Genomic DNA, 22,166 nt, shown 5'->3' with positions numbered 1-22,166 from the left:
GCGAGAAAGGCCCTTGCTGGTCATGCTGTCAGGGGAGGGCTTCATCCTGATTCCATAGGATCCCGGAATCTGCTTCACATCAAGGGCGCATGGCCGACGCAGCAACCCAACCGGCCTGGGAGGCCGTGATCGGTCTCGAGACCCACGTGCAGCTGGGAACGGACAGCAAAATTTTCACGGCGGCTTCGACCACCTTTGGCGATGACCCCAACACCCACATCGACCCGGTGGTGTGCGGTCTGCCCGGAACGTTGCCGGTGCTGAACCAGAAGGTGCTCGAGTACGCGGTGAAGGCGGCGATGGCCCTCAACCTCAACATTGCTGAACACAGCAAGTTCGACCGCAAGCAGTACTTCTATCCCGACCTCCCGAAGAACTATCAGATCTCCCAGTACGACGAGCCGATCGCCGAGGAAGGCTGGATCGAGGTGGAGGTCGCTGAAAAAGGAAAGGACACATACCTGAAGACGATCGGCATCGAGCGTCTGCACATGGAGGAGGACGCCGGCAAGTTGGTGCATGCCGGCAGCGACCGTTTGGCGGGATCCACCCATTCCTTGGTGGATTACAACCGCGCTGGTGTGGCCCTGGCCGAGATCGTCAGCAAGCCGGATCTGCGCACCGGTCGCGAGGCTGCGGAATACGCCTCGGAGATCCGCCGGATCATGCGTTACCTGGGTGTGAGCGACGGCAACATGCAGGAGGGATCCTTGCGTTGCGACGTCAACATCTCCGTGCGTCGGGGGCCGAATGCGCCCTTCGGGACGAAGGTGGAAATCAAGAATATGAACTCTTTCTCGGCCATCCAAAAGGCCTGCGAGTACGAGATCAAGCGTCAGATCAAGGCCTACGAAACCGGTGAGCAGATCGTTCAGGAGACCCGCCTCTGGGACGAGGGAAAGCAGCTCACCAAGAGCATGCGCAGCAAGGAAGGGGCCAGCGATTACCGCTACTTCCCGGATCCCGACCTGGGCCCGATTGAGGTTAGTGCGGATCAGCGGGAGTCCTGGCGCGCTGAGCTGCCCGAGCTGCCGGCAGTCAAACGCCATCGCTACGCCGACGATCTAGGCCTGTCCCAGTACGACGCGCGGGTGCTCACCGATGAGCGTCCGATGGCCGACTACTTCGAGGCCGTTGTGGGCGCTGGTGCTGACGCCAAGCTTGCAGCGAACTGGATCACAGGAGACATCGCTGCCCACGTGAACAGCAACCGGCTCAGCTACGCCGAACTGCCTTTCCGGCCTGAGCAGTTGGCCGAGATGGTGCAACTGATCGATGGGGGCAAGATCAGCGGCAAAATCGCCAAGGAGATTCTTCCGGAGCTGCTGGAGAAAGGCGGCTCACCCAAGGCGATCGTCGACGAACGTGGCCTCGGCATGATCAGCGACCCTGCAGCGATCGAAGCCATCGTCGATGAGCTTCTGGGGGCCCATCCCGATGAGGTGGAGGCCTTCCGCGGCGGCAAGACCAAGCTGCAGGGCTTCTTCGTCGGACAGTTGATGAAGAAGACCGGTGGTAAAGCTGATCCCAAGCTTGCCAACCAGATTCTGAGCAAGAAACTCAAGGGTTGATGAGTGGAGCGGTAGCCATTTCCGACGCCTGGAAGGGGTGGTTGCTGCAGAACCGGGACAGAGGCTGTGATCCTGAGGGGCTTATGCAGCGGGCCCTCGATCAGGGGTTTTCCCGAGGGGCGATTGCGGCCGTTCTCCAGTCGGCCACGCCGGATTGGCTGGCTTGGTTTGAGTCACCCCTTACCCGAAAGGAGCACCGGCCCCGCGCTTGGCGGCTCGATACCTCACTCGCCCAGGTGTATGAGCTGCCGGCCCTGCTCAGCCATGAGGAATGCGGGCAAGTGATCGAAGTCATCAATGCGTCACTGCAGCCGTCGACGGTGACCCGCGGCAGCAGTGACTACCGCACTAGCCGCACCTGCCATCTGCGTCAGAACCATCCCCAGCTGGCGGCGACCCTGGATCAGCGCTTTGCGGCCTTATTCGGCGTGGATCCGCGCCTGTCGGAACCGATTCAGGGGCAGCGCTACGACCCCGGCGAGTACTTCAAGGAACACACGGACTGTTTTTCGCCGGGCACCGAGGAATACGCCACCCACACCGACAGCGGCGGGCAACGCACCTGGACGGTGATGGTTTATCTCAACGGTGTTGAGCGGGGGGGAGAGACACTGTTCCGCCGCCTGGAGCGTTCGTTCACGCCTGTGCCTGGGATGGCGTTGGCCTGGAACAACCTCCAGGCCGATGGCACCCCCAACCCGTTCACGCTGCATGAGGCCTTGCCGGTGGAGGTGGGCCACAAATGGGTGATCACCAAGTGGTTCCGTGCAGACTTCGGGCGTAACGGCTAACCGGGTTTTTCTTTTCCTGTGGGGTTGAGCAGACCCACGGCCTGGGCTCGCCAAGCACCGGGTTTGTCTTGATTGGCAATCAGGTGGTCCGCCAAGCCGCGTTTCCGGCTCAGGGGCCACTGGGCGTCGATGCGGGCTTGAGCAGCTTCAGCGCTCAGCCCGTCCCGTGTGATCAAGCGCTCGAGTTGTTGAGATTCATCGCAGTCGACCAGCCAGATTTCGCTGCAGAGCGACTCCAAACCTGCTTCGAACAACAGCGGAATCATCAGCACAACTGCTGGTGCCTCGGCATGGAGGCTGAGTGCTTGGTCGAAGCGCTCCCGCACGAGCGGGTGAATCAGTTGCTCGAGCCACTGACGCTCAGCGGGGTCCTGGAACACGATCCGCCCCAGAGCAGCTCGGTCGACGGCCGCGCCTCCCTGGGCCTGGACCGTGGAGCCATACCGCTGCAGCACGGTGTGGGTGGCCTGGCGCCCAGGCGCGAGAGCTTCTCGGGCGAATTGATCCGCATCCAACACCGGAAGACCTTGTTGCGCTAACCAACGGCCCACGCTGCTCTTACCGCTTGCAATTCCGCCCGTGAGCCCGATGCGTCGTTGCGAGAAAAGCTCGCCAGGCGCCATGGTGTCGGAGCAGGATGCACCCAGTGTCTCGCGGCAGATCAGCAGTGGCGATGACTTCTTCTTGGCAACCGATCCAGGGTGGTGTGACGGCACCGAATGGGTTCCAGGCTGCAGGCATAATTGCCGGCCTGAAGCCTTCGGGTAAGCCTGATCTGGCGCTGGTGTTGGCACCGGAGGCGTCTGTTTGTGCGGGCACCTTCACTACCTCAGTGGTGCGGGCGGCCTGTGTTGATCTTTGCCGTGATCGCCTCGTAAGCCATGGCGGCCAGGCCCGTGCTGTGTTGGTCAACTCCGGTCAGGCCAATGCCTGCACCGGGGATCGCGGTTTGGTTGATAGTCAGCGCGCCACCAAGGTGCTTGCCGATCAGCTCGGCGTCGATGCGGAGTTGGTGTTGATCTGCTCCACAGGCGTGATTGGTGTGCCGATTCCGATGACGACCCTTTTGTCTGGCTTGGCTCCTTTGGTGGAGGCCTTGGATGACGGTGGTGGTGATGCCGCTGCCAACGCCATCCTCACCACCGATCTGGTGGACAAGCAAGTGGCGCTTGAACTGGAGCTGGAGGGGCGCCTGGTGCGCATTGGAGGGATGGCCAAGGGTTCGGGAATGATTCATCCCGACATGGCCACGATGCTCGGCTTCTTCAGTTGCGATGCTGGTGTCGATGCCGCCGTCTGGAAGGGGATGGTCCAGCGCGCGGTGCAGCGTTCCTTCAACGCCATCACCGTTGATGGAGACACCAGCACCAACGACACCGTGCTGGCCTTCGCGGCAGGCCCACCGCTGGCCCAAGAGCACCATGCCGTTTTGGAACAGGGCCTGACCCAGGCGATGCAGCAGCTCGCCCAGGCCATTGCCCGGGATGGTGAAGGGGCCACCTGTTTGATCGAAGTGCAGGTGGAGGGCGCGATTGACGAGGCCGCGGCGTTGCAGGTGGCGCGCACGGTTTGTGGTTCGTCCTTGGTGAAGACCGCTGTCCATGGCCGGGATCCGAACTGGGGGCGGATCGTGGCGGCAGCAGGTCGCTCTGGCGTGTGTTTCGAGCCGGATGCCGTTGCTCTTTGGATTGGTCCACATCAATTGATGGCGGCCGGTCAACCCGTGGCCTTTGATCGCGCTGCAGCCAGCGACATCCTGCGGCAGGAGCATGTTCCGATTCGCCTCTGCCTCGGGGATGGTTCCGGCTGTGGTCAGGCCTGGGGATGTGACCTTTCGGATCAATACGTGCGCATTAACGCCGACTACACGACTTAATCCAACATCCCATTGGCATTACTGGCTTTTGCGGATTGCTGTAGTTGCTGTCAACAGTTTGCTAACGGTGCTCTGACGCTTCTTCTTGGCTTAAGACAAAACATTCTTGCTTTCGTCCGTTGAGATTTTCATTCTTTTCCGTATTTATTTGTTCTCGTAGTTGAGTTTTGGTTTTTTAAGGATGCCATGCGAATCGTAAGGCGAGCGGGCATCGCTTCCAATGGCAATACTTATTCTGAAATTCAACAATTACTTGCATGATTATGGTGACTTTAGGGATGCCTGTTCTTTGGACTTATGCAGCTATTTTTGCGAGACTAGAGACCTCTGATAGGGCATCGAAGACGCTTTACATGCTTTTCCTGCTAAAGTTGGTATGATTATTGAGCTGCATATGTTTGAGCTTGCTTTTCCGGATGAAGTCGTAGAAATCCTGACAGATATTTTTTCGGAAGAAGTTGTTGTTCTTGAGTATGGTTCTGGTGGCAGTACCTTTTTGGCGTTAACAGCAAATCACAAAAATATCATTTATTCATGCGAGACAGACGCTAGATGGTTGTCAAAATTGTCTATGGAAATTGCTTTAAACAATTTAAATGATCGATTTTTTCCTGTCTTTCAAGATGTTGGTGAGACCACTCAATGGGGACATCCATGCTTCGAGAAGCAACTTTATGATGAGAATAGGGGGAAGCGAATGATTCAAGTACCAGCTATGGCATGGAGAATTATGGAGCTACATGGAATAAGTCCCGATGTAGTCTTAATAGATGGACGATTTAGAGTCGCATCATTTCTTGCTGTTATCTTAAATGCGTCAAAGCCTTGCACTATAATTTTTGATGATTATATTGATAGGGACTATTACCATGTCATTGAGAAAATTTTGAAACCTTCCAAGATCGTTAATAGGACTGCTTTCTTTGATTATCAACCTATAAAGGGTGTGTCTAAGGTCAAAGAGTTCTTAGAAGTTTTTGGTCCCTATCTATCCGCTCCGAGTTAATTTTACCCAGGTTTGCAAGTTTGCGTATTTTCCATGCAGATTTTTTAGTGTGTTCTAGACTTTTTGGTATGCGCAAGGTTTGATTTCAGTCATAGATGAAGACGTTCCGGAGTGTAGCAAGCCTATTCCTGGTATCTGAGATAAGCCTTAGTGCTTTTTGTGATGACTATGTACTAGTTCACTAGTTCAGATTCGTTAGGACTGCATTCGTAGTAGCTTGACCAGTAGGTATGTATTTAGTCAAAATGTGAGTGCGTATCAAATTTGACTACACCACTTGGTGTCAGATTCCGTTAAACTGGTTTTTGTGGTGGATGTTTCTCAAGTGGCAGGGTCGTATTGATGCGATAATTTAGAAATCTCCTCAAAAGTGCCGTGTATCCGAACTGGTTGAATAATCACATAGATAAATCAATTCTGCATGAACAGTTCTTAAAAATCGGATTTAGTCAGAATGGGGAGGACGAATTTGTAAGGGGCTTTTTTTGGGAGCAGCTTTGTAGGATGCAAACTGCACAGTATCTAGATATTGGATGTTTTCATGAAACTCATTACTCGAATACAAAGCTGTTGAGTTTGTGTGGATGGACGGGAATTGCAGTAGACGCGAACCCTGATGCAGAAGTGATGTGGATGTCTCGTAGACCTTCTGATACTTTTTACAATTTCGCCATTAAAGATGCTTCTTGCAATGATCTTTATTTAAATTTTTACAGATTTCAAGCTGGTGCTATTAATACAGTCAATAGAGAAGTTGCCAAGGAATGGCTCAAAAGAGATTTTCCTTTTCAAGATATTATTCGCGTAAAGTGCCTCGGAATTGACGAGATGGCTGTGTTGATCAAACGCAATCATCCGCACTTTAGGCCAGAGTTTGTAACTATTGATATTGAGCAGGTTAATTATCTTTCTTCATTGGGAGAGTTTCTAAACATGCTCGATTTCCCGCAATTGCTATGTATGGAATGGGTAAGCCAAGGTTTTGACTTGGATAACTTTAAAGAGTCTGATGAATATAAGATTTTAAAACAATGTGGTTATGTTGTGAAAGCTTTAGTAGGTGGAAATATTATGGCAGCACATCAAGGTTGATCGCTATTGGCAAAGTAGTTTCCCGGTCTCTAAGGGAAAGTCTCTTATTGCCTTTGCTTGATTAAACTCTCGTTTGAAGGCATTGATTTTAGCCCCTGCAGTGCACAATACTAATGAACTTTTTTCTTGGGATACAATGGATTTCCGGCACTTTATATTGATCTTCTGTTCACTTGATATTTTCCTGTCTTTGATCACTTTAAATCTTCTAATAAGAAGATTTAAAGTCGCATGCTTCACGTCGTAGTGGAATTAGTTCTTTTGGACCTAATTAATGGGTGTTTGTATTGCAGTCGTAGCAGGCAGCGCGATGGGGGCTGCCTCATTTCAGATCAAAACTCATCCAAGAATGGCGAAATGAGTGCCAGGCCAATATCTTCTTGCTGGTCACTTTGATCGTTCGGAAGTTGTTGTGTCGTCGTCGGACCAGGTGGCAAGACCTGACTCCACCAGCATTTCCTTGAGTCCGTCTCCCCAGATCCGATTACTCAAAGGTGCTCCGGTGCTCTGGTTGGTGAAGAGGAGGTCGCTTTCCTTCTCCGGCCGGGTTATTTGACGTAGGCGCTCCAGGTCCCGAAGCACTGGTGCGGAGACCTCATACCAACGCACGGTTTTTGTGTTTTCAGGTGGCACCTTAAACAGGCACCACCACACCTTCTGGTTCTCAGCCGAAAGGGTCTTGTTCGCGGAGATGTGACTCCAGCGCAAATTAAGTTCTTAGTGAATGCTTCTCGCAACAAACTGCTGAGATTTAATTATTAGTCTCTTTGGGGGGATTGGCAATTAAAGAGAGAGAATGCATAAATATTGAAAATGATATTAGAAATTCAGCCCATTCGATATCTTGATTGACCCTTCCCAGGAATTTCGTGCCGGGCACAAATACAACCACAGCACATATGATGGCCGCCAGGAAGAACATAGGGAATAAACCCTTAGAAAAGTCCCAAAGATTGTTCTTAAGCCATGGAATATTAGGCCTCTTTTTTGTCAGAGAAACACCAGCTGATGCCGACGAGAAAAGCAATAAGGCTGGGCTAATAAGATCGTGAATGCCATGTATGTTGTGGAGAGTTGTCTCGCCTTGTGCGTTTAGTGAGCGAAAATTTTCAGGTGTATCCCACCCAAACATCATCTGCCCCCAAGCCAATTCTTCCATAAAGGCAACGAAGAGGATCGATGCGAAAGCTAAAAGCATCCATTTGGGGTAAGGAGACCCCTTAGAAACTCCTGTAACCAAGGCAAGATATGCTGACAACAACAAGAAAAGTGCCGTAAGCCATTCTACGACGCTATTTTCTCCCAAAAAATTCTCGTAAAAATCTGATCCGCCAGTTACAAACTTTGTGATAATAATAGTAAGACATACAATCAAACTAATTAAAAATAATAGTCTCTCGCCTTTGGGAGTTGAAAGTCTTTGCATTAGTCCAGTAAATGACTTTCTGCTGAGGACAGTCGCAACTAGCAAGCCAAATATCGACATCGCTAGATCGCTGATTGCGAAATCTGGCAAGTTGTATAGTGTTTTGCCTAGCCCAGCAAGAAATAATAAAATGCCGAATACAAATGAGAAACGCCCTAGCAAAAGGGAGATATGATCGGGAAGAGACGAAAACTTAGTCAAACCAAAAACCTCAAGCCTCTATATGGTCTTATTTAGTTTAGTCTAATGTTGGCTTCATTAGCAAAAATCCTTTAATTGGACGCAAATCATCATCCTTTTTGTAATTCTCCTCTGTTTCCTTGCGATCTATAGTTTGTGTTAGCAATAGCTTTGACTTTTTATTGTTGATATTGGGTATTTCGTCTGCCCAATTTAGATGCTCGTCTTTATTGGCGTATCGATATGCATAAGCATTTTTGTCTGTTGGTATTCCTTATTTGTCGAGGATGTTCCCTTCAGGCATCTCTAAACATGCCGAGATTGGTAACGCCGGGGTAACAGCTCTGCTAGTCGCTTAAAACCGTTGGTATGACTAGAGGCATGGTGTTACGTGCGTATCAATGCCGACCACACCACTTGAAGATTTTGTTCTTGATCCCTGTCACAATCCGATTCTTCGTCAGACCCACCCGTGGACAAAACCAGCTCCCCTGACGCTCCCGTTGAAACTCAGTCTCGTTTTTGGGTGGGCCCTCTGGTGGCTGGTTGTTGTTTTGGACTTGGTTACGGAATCTCCGACCGGGTGCTAACGCTGCAGACCAATGCTGAAGACCTTGCCCCTAAGGCGTTCACACCGCTCGCGTTTCCAGGGGATTCCCTGCAGGAGATCCGGATCCGGTTCAGCGACAACGATGCAGAGCTGCAAGTGGATGTCACAGCCCTAGAGGCCGCTGAGGCCGCGAGCCGACCGGCCAAGCCATCAGTCAAGCAGGCGATCGAACCAGATCTCGCTGTGCAGACGCCTGAACCTCCGGTGTGGACGGCCCCAGCCTGGTCGGACCCCCAAACCATCGACCCCGAGCTTGATGACAGCAACGCCGAGTCCTTGGCCCTCCCGGAGGAGTCCAGCGAGGTCATGCCTGCTGTGGTTGTCCCTGATGGTGATTCACCGGTGTTGGTGGCTGAGCCCGAACCTGTGGTGCTGCCTCCTGGTGCTGAAGCTTTTTTTGAAACCATTGAGCCCGTCATCCCGCCTCAGCCCTGATCCCCGGCTGGATCTGCCACAGTTGGTCTTGTCTGCAATCAGTCCATGGGCTCGTCGGAGGCCTTGATTCGCGCCACGGTGAATCGCATCAGTGCTCGCCTTGGCCACGGTTTTGCGGACGCGGCAGCGGAGTTGGCGGTGTTGGCGCAAGATGCTCCACAACGGTTGCGCCAGGAATGGGATCTGTTTCAGAACGAGGTGCGTGCCGAGGCAGAACGGATTGAACGGGAAGATCAGGTCACGGTCAGCACGGATGGGGCGTCGTCATCGGAACCGTCGGAGAATCCACAAGCGGTCATTGATCGTCTCCGGGCCACGGTGGCTGATCTGAGTCAAGCGATCGAGGCACGCCCCTGATGCTTGGACTGCTGCGCGCGCTCAGGATCTGGCGCGCTGTCCTGATGCTCCTGCTGCTGCTTTGGTGGGATGGGAAGCCCTGGACCTACCGCGGTGGTTTCACCGCCGAGCGGCGTGCGCGCCGTCAGCAACAGCGAGCCCGCTGGTTGACGGCTGAGCTGCTGTCTCTGGGTTCCGCCTTCATCAAGCTGGGGCAACTGCTATCCGCTCGCCCAGACATCCTTCCTGCGGGTTGGGTGGCCGAACTGGCTGCACTGCAGGACAGTGTTCCGGCGGTCAGTTTTGATCAGGTGCAGACCGTGCTCGAGCGAGAGCTTGGTCAGCGCTGTGCCGAGGTGATCGACCTCGACCCCGAACCCCTTGGCGCTGCCTCGCTTGCCCAGGTGCATCGCGCCAGCCTGCGCAGTGGCCGGCAGGTGGTGCTCAAGGTGCAGCGGCCTGGGCTTGATCGCCTGTTTCGCCTTGATCTTGAGGTGATGCAGCAGGTGGCGGCTGTGCTGCAACGCAACCCCAGTTGGGGGCGTGGTCGCGATTGGCCGGCGATGGCACGCGAATGTCGACGTGTCCTCCTGCGTGAGCTCGATTTCAGGGTTGAGGCCCAGTATGCGGCGCGTTTTCGGCAACAATTTCTGGATGACGAACGGATCAGGATCCCAGGTGTGATTTGGGAGTTGAGCACCCGCCGTGTGCTGTGTCTTGACTACCTGCCTGGCATCAAGATCAACGACCGTGAGGCATTGCTCGAAGCAGGTATTGATCCGGCCGCGGTGGCTGAGGTGGGCGCCGCCAGTTACCTCAAGCAGTTGGTTCGGTTTGGTTTTTTCCATGCTGACCCCCATCCCGGCAACCTTGCCGTAGCGAGTGATGGAGCTCTCATCTACTACGACTTCGGGATGATGGGCCTGTTGTCAGAGGGCTTGCGTCGACGTCTTGGAGCCATGGTTCGCGCCGCTGCCGCCAGGGATTCAGCGGTGTTGGTGGAGGAAATGCAAGCGGCCGGGGTGATTTCCAGAGGCATTGATGTAGGCCCTGTCCGTCGTCTTGTGCGGCTGATGCTGCAGGAAGCCCTCACCCCACCATTCACGGCCAATGCGATCGACAAACTCTCTGGCGATCTCTACGACCTGGTCTACGGCCAGCCCTTTCGCCTGCCGGTTGAACTCATCTTTGTGATGCGGGCCCTGTCCACCTTCGAGGGGGTTGGCCGCAGTCTCGATCCCGCTTTTAGCTTGGTAGCGATAGCCAAGCCTTACCTCCTTCCACTAATGACCTCCAGCGGCTCCGGCAGCAACGATCTGTTCAACGAACTCGGCCGTCAAGTCGGCGCCCTCAGCAGCCGGGCTGCGGCCTTCCCAAGGCGCTTAGACGAAAGCCTGGAACGCTTGGAGCAGGGTGACTTACAGCTCCAGGTGCGCTTGGGGGAATCGGATCGGCAGTTCCGTCGGATGGCCCTGGCCCAGCAATCGATTGGTCAATCGGTGTTGCTCGGATGCCTGGCTTTGTGCGCCGCCATCGTTGGTGCCAGTGCCCGCCCGCTGTGGTCAATTCTTCCGGCCGCTGCTGCCTTGCCTGTTGGTTTGGGCTGGTTCCGAATGCAGGTCAAGATCCGTCGTGATCAACGGTTGGAGCAGTTGCCAGGTTCCAACCGTTGAATCTTTCTTGGAGGCCTCAGATCAGGCCTTGCCGCGGGGACCTTGGCTAACAGCGCCGGCATACACAGCCTGGCTGCCCAGTTCGTCTTCGATCCGAAGCAGCTGGTTGTATTTGGCGACCCGCTCGCTGCGGCTAAGGGAGCCGGTCTTGATCTGTCCGGCGCGGGTGGCGACGGAGAGGTCGGCGATGGTGGTGTCTTCGGTTTCGCCACTGCGGTGGCTGATCACGCTGGTGTAGCCGGAGCGGCCTGCCAGGTCGATGGCCTGAAGGGTTTCGGTGAGCGAACCGATCTGGTTGACCTTGATCAGGATCGAGTTGGCCGTTGCGCTGTCGATGCCCTGCTGAAGACGCTTGGTGTTGGTGACGAATAGGTCGTCACCCACTAGCTGCACATTGCCGCCGAGGCGTTCGGTCAGCAGTTTCCAGCCATCCCAGTCGTCTTCTGCCAGGCCGTCTTCGATCGAAACGATCGGGAATTTCTCCACTAGTTGCTCGAGTTGGCCCACCATCTCGGCGCTGGTGTAGCTGCCGCCATCGAAGGCATAACGGCCGTTCTCGAAGAATTCGGTGCTGGCCACGTCCAGGGCTAGGGAGATCTGTTCGCCGGGCTTGTAGCCCGCTTTGCGGATCGCTTCCACCAGGATTTCGCCGGCTTCCACATTGCCCAGATTCGGCGCGAAGCCCCCTTCATCGCCCACGGCGGTGCTCATGCCCCTGTCGCTGAGCAGTTTCTTGAGCGTGTGGAACACCTCGGTGCCCATCCGCAGTGCTTCGCGGAAGCTCGGAGCGCCGTGGGGGACCAGCATGAATTCCTGGAAGTCCAGGCTGTTGGCGGCATGGGCGCCACCGTTGATCACGTTCATCAACGGCACCGGCAGCAGGTTGGCCATCGGGCCGCCGAGATAGCGGTAGAGGGGAATGCCCAGCCCGTTGGCAGCAGCGCGGGCGGTGGCCATGCTCACCGCCAGGATCGCGTTGGCTCCCAGGTTGGATTTGTTGTCGCTTCCATCCAGCTCCAGCATCGCGGCGTCCACAGCCGCTTGATCCAGGGCGGAAATGCCACAGAGGGCTGGTGCGATCTGCTCTTCGATGTGAGTCACGGCTTGGCCCACGCCCTTGCCCATGTAGCGGTCGCCGCCATCACGCAGCTCGTGGGCTTCGTGGGCGCCGGTGCTGGCCCCACTGGGAACGATGGCCCGTCCCATGGCACCTCCTTCGAGCAGCACCTCGGCTTCAACTGTTGGGTTGCCGCGGGAATCGAGCACCTCTCGGGCCACGATTGTGTCGATGACGAGGTCGAGGGAATCGATCACGTTGGGACGGACGCTTAACCCGTGGATCCTATGGGTCGCCCCTCTCTCTCCTGTTGTGACGTGTCATACCGGGCCAGAATGACGACAGGTTCACGCTGTACGACGCTCACCCATGCGGATGCTTCACACCATGCTCCGGGTCGCGGATCTGGAGCGGTCTCTGGGCTTCTACACCGAGGTCCTGGGCATGCAGCTTCTGCGTCGAAAGGACTACCCCAGCGGCCGCTTCACCTTGGCCTTTGTTGGCTACGGGTCGGAGAAAAACCACACCGTCCTGGAACTCACCCATAACTGGGACACCGACAGGTACACCTTGGGGGACGCTTATGGGCACATTGCGCTGGGGGTGGAGGACATCCACAGCACCTGCGCCGGCATTGCCGACCAGGGTGGTCGTGTGGTGCGGGAGCCTGGTCCGATGAAGCACGGCACCACCGTCATCGCCTTTGTTGAGGATCCGGATGGCTACAAGGTGGAATTGATCGAGTTGTCCTCCAAAGCCCACGCCTGAAAAAACGGATGACTTCATCCCCAGCGTTGAACGGCAGCCTCACCCATGAGCCCGATCGCTTCAGCGACGCGGCTTGGGACCTGCTGCTGAGTGGTCAGGATGTCGCCCGTCGCTGGCGCCATGAGCAGTTGGACGTGGAGCACCTGATCCAGGTGCTGTTCACCGATCCCGCCTGCCGCCGCCTAGTGGAGCGCTTGCCCCTCCCCATCGATGCGCTCTTGGATCGCTTGGAGGATGTGCTGGCCGACCAGCCCTCTGGGCAAGGCGATGAGCTCTTCATCGGTGACGACCTTGAACAGCTGCTCGATTCGGCTGATGCCATCCGTCGGCGCTGGAATGGCGACGTCATCGATCTGCCGGAAGTGTTGATGGCCATTTGCGCCGATCCGCGAATCGGTGCTGATCTGTTTGCCGGCTTTGGTCTGTCCGCGGATGCCCTGGAGCAGCTGATCCAACGGGGCATGGATGATCGAGTCGCTGGGGTTCCAGCTCCACCCCAGGAGCGGCCGATGCAGCGGTCTCAGCCAGAGGTTCCGCAAGCAGCGCCCCGTCGTGAACGGGTGGCGCGAGTTCCGTCTTCCTCCCGTGAGGTGCGCGGGCCAGAGCCAGTCGCCCCCCAGCCGCCTGCCCATGAGGCCTCCTTGGAAGAGCCACCCACGGCCCTGGAGTCATACGGGCGGGATCTCACCGAAGAGGCGGAAGCAGGCAGCCTGGATCCGGTGATCGGTCGTGATTCTGAAATTCGCAACCTGATCAAGGTGCTCTCACGCCGGAGCAAAAACAATCCAGTGCTCATCGGCGAACCCGGTGTTGGCAAAACAGCGATTGCAGAGCTTCTGGCGCAGCGGATCGTGGCGGGTGAAGTGCCGGAGTCGCTGCAGGGTCTGCGTCTCGTGGCGCTGGATCTCGGGGCATTAATCGCCGGTGCCAAGTTCCGAGGTCAGTTCGAGGAACGCTTGCGCTCGGTGCTCGAGGAGGTAAGTGGTTCCGATTCCGGTGTGGTGTTGTTCATCGATGAGCTGCACACCGTTGTCGGTAGTGATCGCAGCAGCACCGATGCCGGCAGCCTGTTGAAGCCAGCCCTCGCCCGTGGGGATTTGCGCTGCATCGGTGCCACCACGCCGGAGGATTACAGGCTCACGGTGGAAAAGGATCCGGCCCTCAACCGTCGCTTCCAGCAGGTGGTAATCCGGGAGCCAGATCTGGAGTTGAGCCTCGAAATTTTGCGCGGTTTGAAGGAGCGCTACGAGCTGCACCACGGCGTCACCATCACCGATGAGGCCATTCAGGCCGCCAACCGTCTCGCCGACCGCTACATCAGCGACCGCTGCCTGCCAGACAAAGCCATTGACCTGATCGATGAGGCAGCGGCGCAATTGAAGATGGAGGTCACCTCCAAACCGCAGGTGGTGGAGGAGGCCGAGGCGGATCTAAGCCGCGTTGAACTGGCCCTGCTTGCCGCTGACCAAGCCCCTGAGGCGGAGCGGATTCAGCTTCAGCGCAACCGGCTTGAAGTGTCCACACGACTGGATGATCTGCGGCGGCGCTGGCAGGAGGAGCGAGGTCAGCTCGAGGAACTCGGGCAGCTGCTCCAGCAGGACGAAGACCTGCGTCATGCCATTGCCGAGGCTGAGCGGGATGGTGACCTCGAGGAAGCGGCCCGCCTCCAATACGACCAGCTGCACCGGGTCCAGCAGCGCCGGGATGAACTGGAGGCGTCCCAGGCGGAGGCACAGTCCGCCGGAACTGCTCTGTTGCGCGAGCAGGTGGAGGCCGGTGATATTGCAGATCTGGTGGCCCGTTGGACCGGGATCCCCGTGCAGCGTCTGTTGGCGGGCGAGCGGCGCAAACTCCTGGACCTCGACGCCCATCTCGCTGAACGGGTGATTGGTCAGGGTGAGGCGGTGACGGCTGTTGCTGCTGCCATCCGCCGGGCCCGGGCCGGGATGAAGGATCCCCGTCGTCCGGTGGGTTCCTTCCTGTTCCTCGGGCCGACCGGTGTCGGTAAGACCGAGCTGGCGAAGGCGTTGGCGGGTTCGCTGTTTGATGAAGACGAGGCGCTGGTTCGCCTCGACATGAGCGAGTTCATGGAGCGGAATGCCGTGGCTCGGCTGATCGGTGCTCCCCCTGGCTACGTCGGCTACGAGGAGGGGGGGCAGCTCACTGAGGCCGTGCGCCGCCGCCCCTATGCGGTGCTGCTTCTCGATGAAGTGGAGAAGGCTCATCCCGATGTGTTCAACCTGCTCCTGCAGGTGCTGGATGACGGCCGGCTCACTGATTCCCAGGGCCGCACCGTCGATTTCCGCCACACCGTGGTTGTGATGACCAGCAATTTGGCCAGCCCGGCGATCCTTGAACATGCCCGCTCGGAATCCACGAATGAGTCAGTCCTGCAACAGCAGGTGGATGCAGCGCTCTCCAGTCAGTTCCGGCCTGAATTCCTCAACCGCATTGATGAGGTGATTCGTTTCCGTCCCTTGGAGGTTTCCGATCTGGTGCGGATTGTTCAGCTGCAACTGAAGGATCTCGCTGCCCTGTTGGCCGAGCAGGGCCTGGCGCTGCTCGTGGATGAGGCTGTTGCTGAGGCCATAGCCCGTCAGGGCCATGAACCGGAGTACGGGGCGAGGCCCCTGCGTCGGGTGTTGCGGCGCCAGCTGGAAAATCCGCTCTCCACACTGCTTCTTGAAGACCTCTTTGCCGGAGCCAGTGGCGTGACGGTGCGGCTGGGGGAGGCCGGTACGGATGCTCTGGTGTTCGATCCAGTGGGGGTTTGAGGGCATCCGGTAGGGTGTCTGTTTGGCGAAGTGCCTAGCGGCACCGTTGTCAACTTCCGGTCCCATCCCCGTGACCAGCCCCATCTCTGAGGACACCACCACTTCTGACGGCTCCAAGGCCGCTGCCGATTCCACCAAATCCGGTGGTTTTCTGGCGGACACGGTTGATGAGCTGAAGCTTGTGGTTTGGCCCAGCCGCCAGCAACTGTTCAGCGAATCCATCGCTGTAATCCTGATGGTCAGCCTTTCGGCTGCCACCATCGCGGCTGTCAGTCGCTTCTTTGGGTGGGCTTCGTCCCAGGTGTTCCGCTGACTCGATATCACCTTTCTCGCCGTGCCCGAAGACCTGACCACACCGGACGCCCCTGAGGTGCTTGAACTGCCAGCCCCGAATGAGGGGGAAGACGGCACCTTGACTACGGCGGCTGTCGCCAATACGGCCATCGCCCGTTGGTACGCCGTACAGGTGGCTTCCAGTTGCGAGAAGAAGGTCAAGGCCACCCTTGAGCAGCGAGCCGTCACCCTGGGGGTGAGCAACCGAATTCTTGAAATCGAGATTCCTCAGACGCCTGCCGTCAAGCTGAAGAAGGACGGCACCCGTCAGTCCACCGAGGAGAAGGTGTTCCCCGGTTATGTGCTGGTCCGGATGGTGCTGGATGAGGACACGATGATGGCGGTGCGAAGCACCCCGAACGTGATCAATTTCGTCGGTGCTGAAGATCGGCGTGCCACCGGTAAGGCCCGTGGTCACATCAAGCCTCGTCCCCTCAGTCGCTCTGAGGTGGATCGAATCTTCAAGCGCGCTGCCGAGAAGAAGACTGTCGTTAAGGTAGATCTCACCGAAGGCGATCAGATCCTGGTGACCGCTGGTCCGTTCAAGGACTTCCAGGGCGAGGTGATCGAGGTGTCCGGCGAGCGCAACAAGCTCAAGGCCCTGCTCTCCATCTTTGGTCGAGAGACACCGGTGGAACTGGAGTTCTCTCAGATCAGCAAACAAAACTGACCTGGCGGCGGCCGTCTCCCTGCGGAGGGCGGCCTTGGGAATGGGCAACCATTCCGCCACACTCGACCCGAGGGTCTGGTGATCCGCAGCTGTCCAAACACCCCAGCCGATGGCCAAGAAAGTCGTAGCTGTGATCAAGCTGGCCCTAGATGCCGGCAAAGCCAACCCCGCGCCGCCGGTGGGCCCTGCCCTCGGTCAGCACGGTGTGAACATCATGATGTTCTGCAAGGAGTACAACGCTCGGACGCAGGACAAAGCCGGTTATGTGATTCCGGTGGAGATCTCGGTCTTTGAAGACCGCAGCTTCACCTTCATCACCAAGACGCCTCCGGCGTCGGTGCTGATCACCAAGGCCGCGAAGATCCAAAAGGGATCTGGTGAGTCCGCTAAGGGCAGTGTTGGATCGATCACTCGTGCTCAGCTCGAGGAAATCGCCAAGACCAAGCTCCCCGACCTCAACTGCACCAGCGTTGAGTCCGCCATGCGGATCATCGAAGGCACCGCCCGCAACATGGGCGTTTCCGTCAGTGACTGACGTCGCTGCATCGCTTCTCCAATCCATTCGGGGGAGGCATCACTGATGTCGTCTGAACCCCACCACTAAACATGCCCAAAATCTCCAAGCGCCTGGCCAGCATGGCCGGCAAAATCGAGGACCGTTCCTACGCACCCCTCGAGGCGATTGCTCTGGTCAAGGACAACGCCAACGCGAAATTCGACGAGACGATGGAGGCCCATGTGCGCCTCGGCATCGATCCGAAATACACCGACCAGCAGCTGCGCACCACTGTGGCTCTGCCCAATGGCACCGGTCAGACCGTGCGCATCGCCGTGGTCACCCGCGGTGAGAAGGTGGCTGAAGCCAAAGCCGCCGGTGCTGAACTCGCCGGTGAAGAAGATCTGGTGGAAAGCATCAGCAAGGGCGAAATGGATTTCGATCTGTTGATCGCCACCCCCGACATGATGCCCAAGGTGGCCAAGCTAGGCCGGGTCCTCGGTCCCCGTGGCTTGATGCCCAACCCCAAGGCAGGTACCGTCACAACGGACATTGAGGCCGCGATCAAGGAATTCAAGGCCGGCAAACTGGAATTCCGTGCCGACCGCACCGGCATTGTCCACGTCCGTTTCGGCAAGGCCAGCTTCAGCGCCGATGCCCTGCTGCAGAACCTCAAGACTCTGCAGGAGACCATCGACCGCAACAAGCCCAGCGGTGCCAAAGGCCGTTACTGGAAGTCCCTGTATGTGACCTCCACCATGGGTCCTTCCGTTGAAGTCGATTTCTCTGCTTTGCAGGACATCGAGCTGGGGAGCTGATCCGGCTCTCCTTTACACTTAACGATTGGCGAAAGCCAAATCGGGCACGCGCCCGGCCAGAGACAGCAGGATGTCCCTGGGCATGACATCAGTCATTCCAGTGATGTAATCCCTGCCGAGGCAGACGCGACACGGTTTTGTCCCGTTCGGGATTGGATCGGCACGCGGCCTCGTCTTCCTATCGAAGACTCGATCGGCCGTGTGCCCAGCTTGTTCCTTTGATCCGATCCAATCCCTATGGGCCGCACGCTGGAGAACAAGCAGCAGATCGTCGTAGAGCTCAAAGAGCTCCTCGCCGACGCCGAACTGGCACTTGTCCTTGATTTCAAGGGCCTGTCCATCAAAGAAATGTCTGACCTGCGGGATCGTCTGCGGGCCAGCGACAGCGTTTGCAAGGTGACCAAAAACACCTTGATGCGCCGTGCCATTGATGGTGACAGCAACTGGGCCAGCCTCGATTCCCTGCTGACCGGAACCAACGCCTTCGTCCTGGTGAAGGGCGATGTTGGCGCCGGTGTGAAGGCCGTTCAGACCTTCCAGAAGGAACTCAAGAAGTCCGAGACCAAGGGCGGCCTTTTCGAAGGCAAGCTCCTGTCTCAGGACGAGATTAAAGCCATTGCCGATCTCCCCTCCAAGGAGCAGCTAATGGCTCAGATCGCCGGTGCTATCAACGCCGTGGCCACGAAGGTCGCTGTGGGCATCAACGAGGTTCCCTCTGGTATGGCCAGGGCACTCAAGCAGCACGCCGAAGGCGGCGAAGGCTGAATCGGCCCTGCCGAGACCACTGTTCATTGATCTGTTGCTTCCCCTTTCAAAACCATGTCTGCAAAAACCGACGAAATTCTTGAATCGCTGAAATCCCTCTCCCTGCTTGAAGCTTCCGAGCTGGTCAAGCAGATTGAAGAGGCTTTTGGTGTGTCTGCCGCAGCATCTGCTGGTGTTGTGATGGCTGCTCCTGGCGCTGCTGGTGGCGGTGGCGATGCCGCTGAAGAGAAGACCGAATTCGATGTGATCCTCGAAGGCTTCGACGCCTCCGCCAAGATCAAGGTTCTCAAGGCTGTCCGTGAGGCCACCGGTCTGGGCCTGGGCGACGCCAAGGCTCTTGTTGAGGCTGCTCCTAAGGCCGTCAAGGAAGGTGTCTCCAAGGAAGACGCCGAGGCTGCCAAGAAGGCCATCGAAGAAGCAGGCGGCAAGGTCACTCTCAAGTGATCGCCTTGGGAGAGGGTTTATCCCTCTCCTCCCTGTTCTCGATCAGCCACCGGCCCTTTCGAGGACCGGTTTTTTTGGTTTTTCTGCGGCCAACAAAAAAGCCCCGCCAAAGGCGGAGCTTTCGTCGAGAAGAACACATTCAGGAGTCTGTCCTTGTTTCGACCCTGAAGTGGCGTTCAGCACTCCTCACACGAATTCAAAATAAGGGCAGGTATTCCGTTGTCATCCCCTGTCTGGTCGCCCTCTTAACTGGCACTGTGACGGTTGGTGCTCAACGGCGGTAAGGAATCACCTGCAGCCGGATCGGAGCATTGCTGGCGAGGCGTGTCATTCGTCGGCGTTTTGCTCGTTGGTTTGTTGTTCGTGAGGTGGGCAAAGGCGGTGGTGCGATCGGCGGCATCGGGGTTCCCAGTCGGCTGAAGCCTGAGCGTTGTCCGCGGCTGCTGGCCAGCGCGAGAAGCCGGTTCACCTTTTCCTGGTGAGCGAAATACAGGTGGTTGAGCTGGCGTCCTTGGTAGACACGGCGTTCCAAGGCCCAGCCCGGCGCCAGCTGCAGCTGTACGAACCCGTTGAGATCGCGTCTGGGAATTCGGGCCTGACCCACCAGGAGTGGTGCCCGTTGCAGGGGGTCGAGGGCCTCGAGCCTCAGCAATGTGCCGGCTTGCTTGAGCCGGAAGCGGAAGCGGGTTCCAAGGTCCTGGCCACCGCTGCGTAGCGAGTAGCCATTGCTGTCCAGGTAGCGCTTGCAGATTCCGCTGAAGTTGAAGCGATTCAGGCTGGGCTCCATCAGTCCGTCCTGGCGTGTCCTCCAGCAGCGCGGTTGGGTCTTGATCTGTTCAAGCACCAGCAGTTTCCATTGGGCCCTGCCAAGCGGTTGGGCGAGCACAGCAAAGCGCTCCTGCGGGATGACAGCGCTGTCAAACAACGACGCTGCTGCGCTCTCCTGCGGTAGGCCAGCGCTCAGGAGCCCCACGGCAGTCAGACCGGCAGCCCGCAGGTAGGTTCGGCTCATCCACGGTGACGCCAGAAACCGTGTTGTACCGAACAGTGTTGGGACCGATCAATGGCGGAAGGACGGGGACGGGTCGTGGCTGCAGCGACAGATGGTGCCTGCAGCGGCAACCCAGGTCCGGGAGGTTGGGGCGCCTTGCTGCGTTTCGAAGACGGCAGTGTTGAGGAATTCGGTGGCCATGCCCCCGACACCACCAACAACCGCATGGAACTGCAGGCCGCGTTGGAGGTGTTGCAACGGCTTCAGCAGCTGCCCCGTCATCCGGATCTCACCCTGCGTACCGACAGCAAATACCTGATTGATGGCCTGGGCTCCTGGATCAAAGGGTGGAAGCGCAAAGGCTGGAAAACGGCTGCCGGTAAGCCTGTGCTCAATCAGGACCTCTGGAAGGCTCTCGATGCCGCCCGACTGGACGACGTCCCACTTAGCTACGTCAAAGGCCACAGCGGTGATCCAGACAACGAACGGGTGGATCGCATCGCTGTGGCGTTCTCCCATAACGCCCAGCCGAACTTGACTCGGAAGCAGGGAGCAACCGAGGCCGCACCAGAGGCCCCATCCGAGGTTGCCCCCAAGCCTCTGCTGCAGCTGTTGTCACGTTTGGAGTTGGCTGATCGCCTGGCGCAAGGTGGTTACAGCCTGTCGCTGCTTGAGTTGGCGCAATTGGTGGAAAAGCCGCTCAAACAGCTGGAAACCAAAGCTGAGAGCTGGATCTGGAGGGATTGGACCGTCCAGTCCCAGGCGGAGGGGCGTTGGACTCTGCAACGTCGCGAGGCAGGATCAGAACAGTCCTGAGCTCGAGCATGTCGCCGTCCCCTTCGGCCGGACCGCTCAGCAGCGGTGCCTTCTATCAGCGTTGGCTTGGCCCGGTGCTGGAGCGGGACGATGGCCTTGATGCTGAACAGCTATCGCGCACTGCGCTCACGGCGCTGGGTCAGGCCAGCCTGCGGCGCCGCTGGCCAGGGGTGTCCACGGTGCTGGATGGCGTGGCGGCTGATCTGCAACGGCGTGATCTGCGCCTGGAGCAGGTGTTGTTTGGTTGCCGCTTCCCCAACCCGGTGGGTTTGGCGGCTGGCTTCGACAAGAACGGTGTGGCGGCCGGCATCTGGGATCGCTTCGGCTTTGGCTTTGCTGAAGTGGGCACGGTCACCTGGCATGGCCAGCCGGGAAACCCCAAACCACGCCTGTTCCGTTTGGCGGAAGAACAGGCCGCGTTGAACAGGATGGGATTCAATAACGACGGCGCTAAGGCATTGTTGAAAACCCTGGAGCGTCAACGCCTGGATCCGCCGGGCCGGCGGCCGGCGGTGCTTGGGATCAACGTCGGCAAATCCAAGATCACCGCCTTGGAGCAGGCCCCGGACGACTACGCGGCTTCCCTGGAGTTGTTGTCCGCCTTGGCGGACTATGCGGTGATCAACGTCAGCTCTCCCAACACCCCCGGCCTGCGTGATCTGCAGGACACGGCCCAGTTGCGGCGGCTTGTGGAGCGACTGCGTCGGCTGCCTGCCTGCCCGCCTTTACTTGTGAAAATCGCACCGGATCTTGATGATGAGTCGATTGATGCCGTGGCCCGTTTGGCCTTTGAAGAGGGCCTGGCCGGTGTGATAGCGGTCAACACCAGTCTCAATCGGTTGGGCCTTGAGCAACGGCGTCTGCCGCAGACCGGGCGCACCCTGGCGGAGGAGGCCGGTGGTCTCAGCGGTGCCCCCCTGCGCCATCGGGCCCAGGAGGTGATCCGTCGCTTGCGGGCCAGTGCTGGTCCGGCGCTGCCGTTAATCGGTGTGGGTGGGATTGATTCTCCGCAATTGGCCTGGGAGCGCATTACCGCAGGGGCTTCTTTGGTGCAGCTCTACACCGGCTGGATTTTTCAGGGGCCGGATCTGGTACCGCGGATTCTGGAAGGCCTGCTGCTGCAGTTGGATTGCCATGGTCTGCGCACGATTGCGGAGGCGTCAGGAAGTGGCTTGCCATGGCAGGACTGAACTCGATGCTCAAGAACATCTCACCTGCTCGATGTTGCGCCCTTAAAT

Annotated in this window: 23 protein-coding genes; 18 read left to right on the top strand and 5 right to left on the bottom strand. The window is 57.7% G+C overall.

What is annotated here, in order from left to right; all coding sequences use genetic code 11:
- Nucleotides 1-89 precede the first annotated feature (89 nt).
- Entirely contained in the window at nt 90-1,571 is a 1,482-nt protein-coding gene (gene gatB / locus FZZ85_RS10775) for an Asp-tRNA(Asn)/Glu-tRNA(Gln) amidotransferase subunit GatB (RefSeq protein ID WP_226415072.1), read from the top strand.
- Complete coding sequence (locus FZZ85_RS10770) at nt 1,571-2,362, top strand: 2OG-Fe(II) oxygenase (protein WP_226415069.1); 792 nt, start codon at nt 1,571-1,573, stop codon at nt 2,360-2,362. The genes gatB and FZZ85_RS10770 overlap by 1 nt, the downstream gene beginning before the upstream one ends.
- Here the strand turns inward: FZZ85_RS10770 and coaE are convergent.
- The gene (gene coaE, locus FZZ85_RS10765) at nt 2,359-2,985 is read right to left on the bottom strand and encodes a dephospho-CoA kinase (RefSeq protein ID WP_226415067.1); all 627 of its coding nucleotides are present in this window, start codon (nt 2,983-2,985) and stop codon (nt 2,359-2,361) included. The two genes, FZZ85_RS10770 and coaE, sit on opposite strands and share 4 nt — an antisense overlap.
- A 50-nt stretch (nt 2,986-3,035) precedes the next feature.
- Here coaE and argJ point away from each other — a divergent pair, with 50 nt between their 5' ends.
- From argJ to FZZ85_RS10750, 3 genes are all read left to right on the top strand, one after another.
- A complete protein-coding gene (gene argJ / locus FZZ85_RS10760; RefSeq protein WP_226415064.1) occupies nt 3,036-4,238 on the top strand; it encodes a bifunctional glutamate N-acetyltransferase/amino-acid acetyltransferase ArgJ in 1,203 nt (400 codons plus the stop codon).
- Nucleotides 4,239-4,632: 394 nt separating this feature from the next.
- A complete protein-coding gene (locus FZZ85_RS10755; protein WP_226415061.1) occupies nt 4,633-5,244 on the top strand; it encodes a hypothetical protein in 612 nt (203 codons plus the stop codon).
- Between the two features lie 375 nt (nt 5,245-5,619).
- A complete protein-coding gene (locus tag FZZ85_RS10750) occupies nt 5,620-6,336 on the top strand; it encodes a hypothetical protein (RefSeq protein ID WP_226415059.1) in 717 nt (238 codons plus the stop codon).
- Between the two features lie 387 nt (nt 6,337-6,723).
- Here FZZ85_RS10750 and FZZ85_RS10745 read toward each other — a convergent pair whose 3' ends face one another.
- Nucleotides 6,724-6,945, bottom strand: coding sequence for a hypothetical protein (locus FZZ85_RS10745; RefSeq protein WP_226415056.1), 222 nt, complete (start codon nt 6,943-6,945; stop codon nt 6,724-6,726).
- 142 nt (nt 6,946-7,087) lie between these two features.
- Nucleotides 7,088-7,963 (bottom strand): hypothetical protein, encoded by an 876-nt coding sequence (locus tag FZZ85_RS10740; RefSeq protein ID WP_226415053.1) that lies wholly within the window; start codon nt 7,961-7,963, stop codon nt 7,088-7,090.
- A 451-nt stretch (nt 7,964-8,414) separates the two neighbouring features.
- Between FZZ85_RS10740 and FZZ85_RS10735 the strand changes: the two genes are divergently transcribed.
- From FZZ85_RS10735 to FZZ85_RS10725, 3 genes are read left to right on the top strand one after another with little or no spacing between them, the layout of a single operon-like run.
- Nucleotides 8,415-8,987, top strand: a complete 573-nt coding sequence (locus FZZ85_RS10735) for a hypothetical protein (protein ID WP_226415050.1) — start codon at nt 8,415-8,417, stop codon at nt 8,985-8,987.
- 45 nt (nt 8,988-9,032) lie between these two features.
- Entirely contained in the window at nt 9,033-9,344 is a 312-nt protein-coding gene (locus FZZ85_RS10730; protein ID WP_226415048.1) for a hypothetical protein, read from the top strand.
- Nucleotides 9,344-10,996 carry an AarF/ABC1/UbiB kinase family protein gene (locus tag FZZ85_RS10725; RefSeq protein WP_226415045.1) on the top strand — a complete coding sequence of 551 codons (1,653 nt, stop codon included), beginning with the start codon at nt 9,344-9,346 and terminating at the stop codon, nt 10,994-10,996. The genes FZZ85_RS10730 and FZZ85_RS10725 overlap by 1 nt, the downstream gene beginning before the upstream one ends.
- Nucleotides 10,997-11,017: 21 nt before the next feature.
- Here the strand turns inward: FZZ85_RS10725 and eno are convergent, their stop codons facing one another.
- Complete coding sequence (gene eno / locus FZZ85_RS10720) at nt 11,018-12,310, bottom strand: phosphopyruvate hydratase (RefSeq protein WP_226415043.1); 1,293 nt, start codon at nt 12,308-12,310, stop codon at nt 11,018-11,020.
- Nucleotides 12,311-12,422: 112 nt separating this feature from the next.
- Between eno and gloA the strand changes: the two genes are divergently transcribed.
- From gloA to rplL, 8 genes are all read left to right on the top strand, one after another.
- A complete protein-coding gene (gene gloA, locus FZZ85_RS10715; protein ID WP_226415041.1) occupies nt 12,423-12,821 on the top strand; it encodes a lactoylglutathione lyase in 399 nt (132 codons plus the stop codon).
- An 8-nt stretch (nt 12,822-12,829) separates the two neighbouring features.
- Nucleotides 12,830-15,595, top strand: a complete 2,766-nt coding sequence (locus FZZ85_RS10710) for an ATP-dependent Clp protease ATP-binding subunit (RefSeq protein ID WP_226415039.1) — start codon at nt 12,830-12,832, stop codon at nt 15,593-15,595.
- Nucleotides 15,596-15,665: 70 nt separating this feature from the next.
- Complete coding sequence (secE, locus tag FZZ85_RS10705) at nt 15,666-15,908, top strand: preprotein translocase subunit SecE (protein WP_006850159.1); 243 nt, start codon at nt 15,666-15,668, stop codon at nt 15,906-15,908.
- 21 nt (nt 15,909-15,929) lie between these two features.
- On the top strand, nt 15,930-16,598 hold the full coding sequence (gene nusG / locus FZZ85_RS10700; RefSeq protein ID WP_226415037.1) for a transcription termination/antitermination protein NusG: 669 nt from the start codon (nt 15,930-15,932) through the stop codon (nt 16,596-16,598).
- 109 nt (nt 16,599-16,707) lie between these two features.
- Nucleotides 16,708-17,133, top strand: a complete 426-nt coding sequence (rplK, locus tag FZZ85_RS10695) for a 50S ribosomal protein L11 (RefSeq protein ID WP_226415035.1) — start codon at nt 16,708-16,710, stop codon at nt 17,131-17,133.
- Nucleotides 17,134-17,204: 71 nt separating this feature from the next.
- The gene (rplA, locus tag FZZ85_RS10690) at nt 17,205-17,912 is read left to right on the top strand and encodes a 50S ribosomal protein L1 (RefSeq protein ID WP_226415033.1); all 708 of its coding nucleotides are present in this window, start codon (nt 17,205-17,207) and stop codon (nt 17,910-17,912) included.
- A gap of 237 nt (nt 17,913-18,149) precedes the next feature.
- The gene (rplJ, locus tag FZZ85_RS10685; RefSeq protein WP_226415031.1) at nt 18,150-18,677 is read left to right on the top strand and encodes a 50S ribosomal protein L10; all 528 of its coding nucleotides are present in this window, start codon (nt 18,150-18,152) and stop codon (nt 18,675-18,677) included.
- Between the two features lie 54 nt (nt 18,678-18,731).
- On the top strand, nt 18,732-19,121 hold the full coding sequence (gene rplL / locus FZZ85_RS10680) for a 50S ribosomal protein L7/L12 (protein ID WP_114987674.1): 390 nt from the start codon (nt 18,732-18,734) through the stop codon (nt 19,119-19,121).
- Between the two features lie 271 nt (nt 19,122-19,392).
- Here rplL and FZZ85_RS10675 read toward each other — a convergent pair whose 3' ends face one another.
- Nucleotides 19,393-20,133, bottom strand: coding sequence for a DUF3747 domain-containing protein (locus FZZ85_RS10675; protein ID WP_226415029.1), 741 nt, complete (start codon nt 20,131-20,133; stop codon nt 19,393-19,395).
- Nucleotides 20,134-20,184: 51 nt separating this feature from the next.
- Between FZZ85_RS10675 and rnhA the strand changes: the two genes are divergently transcribed.
- Both rnhA and FZZ85_RS10665 read left to right on the top strand, forming a co-directional pair.
- Entirely contained in the window at nt 20,185-20,928 is a 744-nt protein-coding gene (gene rnhA, locus FZZ85_RS10670) for a ribonuclease HI (protein WP_226415027.1), read from the top strand.
- A gap of 8 nt (nt 20,929-20,936) precedes the next feature.
- The gene (locus FZZ85_RS10665; RefSeq protein WP_226415025.1) at nt 20,937-22,118 is read left to right on the top strand and encodes a quinone-dependent dihydroorotate dehydrogenase; all 1,182 of its coding nucleotides are present in this window, start codon (nt 20,937-20,939) and stop codon (nt 22,116-22,118) included.
- Nucleotides 22,119-22,166 lie beyond the last annotated feature (48 nt).

It is taken from the genome of Synechococcus sp. MU1642 (genome assembly GCF_020514115.1).
Classification (GTDB): domain Bacteria; phylum Cyanobacteriota; class Cyanobacteriia; order PCC-6307; family Cyanobiaceae; genus Parasynechococcus.
Note: the sequence above shows the minus strand (reverse complement) of the source record. Positions and strands in the feature narration are given on the sequence as shown.

Excerpts from the sequence above, each read along its gene's own strand:
- gatB (WP_226415072.1), top strand. The coding sequence starts at position 90 with ATGGCCGACGCAGCAACCCAACCGGCCTGGGAGGCCGTGATCGGTCTC.
- FZZ85_RS10770 (WP_226415069.1), top strand. The coding sequence starts at position 1,571 with ATGAGTGGAGCGGTAGCCATTTCCGACGCCTGGAAGGGGTGGTTGCTG.
- coaE (WP_226415067.1), bottom strand. The coding sequence starts at position 2,985 with ATGGCGCCTGGCGAGCTTTTCTCGCAACGACGCATCGGGCTCACGGGC.
- argJ (WP_226415064.1), top strand. The coding sequence starts at position 3,036 with ATGACTTCTTCTTGGCAACCGATCCAGGGTGGTGTGACGGCACCGAAT.
- FZZ85_RS10755 (WP_226415061.1), top strand. The coding sequence starts at position 4,633 with ATGTTTGAGCTTGCTTTTCCGGATGAAGTCGTAGAAATCCTGACAGAT.
- FZZ85_RS10730 (WP_226415048.1), top strand. The coding sequence starts at position 9,033 with ATGGGCTCGTCGGAGGCCTTGATTCGCGCCACGGTGAATCGCATCAGT.
- FZZ85_RS10725 (WP_226415045.1), top strand. The coding sequence starts at position 9,344 with ATGCTTGGACTGCTGCGCGCGCTCAGGATCTGGCGCGCTGTCCTGATG.
- gloA (WP_226415041.1), top strand. The coding sequence starts at position 12,423 with ATGCGGATGCTTCACACCATGCTCCGGGTCGCGGATCTGGAGCGGTCT.
- FZZ85_RS10710 (WP_226415039.1), top strand. The coding sequence starts at position 12,830 with ATGACTTCATCCCCAGCGTTGAACGGCAGCCTCACCCATGAGCCCGAT.
- rplK (WP_226415035.1), top strand. The coding sequence starts at position 16,708 with ATGGCCAAGAAAGTCGTAGCTGTGATCAAGCTGGCCCTAGATGCCGGC.
- rplA (WP_226415033.1), top strand. The coding sequence starts at position 17,205 with ATGCCCAAAATCTCCAAGCGCCTGGCCAGCATGGCCGGCAAAATCGAG.
- rplJ (WP_226415031.1), top strand. The coding sequence starts at position 18,150 with ATGGGCCGCACGCTGGAGAACAAGCAGCAGATCGTCGTAGAGCTCAAA.
- rplL (WP_114987674.1), top strand. The coding sequence starts at position 18,732 with ATGTCTGCAAAAACCGACGAAATTCTTGAATCGCTGAAATCCCTCTCC.
- FZZ85_RS10675 (WP_226415029.1), bottom strand. The coding sequence starts at position 20,133 with ATGAGCCGAACCTACCTGCGGGCTGCCGGTCTGACTGCCGTGGGGCTC.
- rnhA (WP_226415027.1), top strand. The coding sequence starts at position 20,185 with ATGGCGGAAGGACGGGGACGGGTCGTGGCTGCAGCGACAGATGGTGCC.
- FZZ85_RS10665 (WP_226415025.1), top strand. The coding sequence starts at position 20,937 with ATGTCGCCGTCCCCTTCGGCCGGACCGCTCAGCAGCGGTGCCTTCTAT.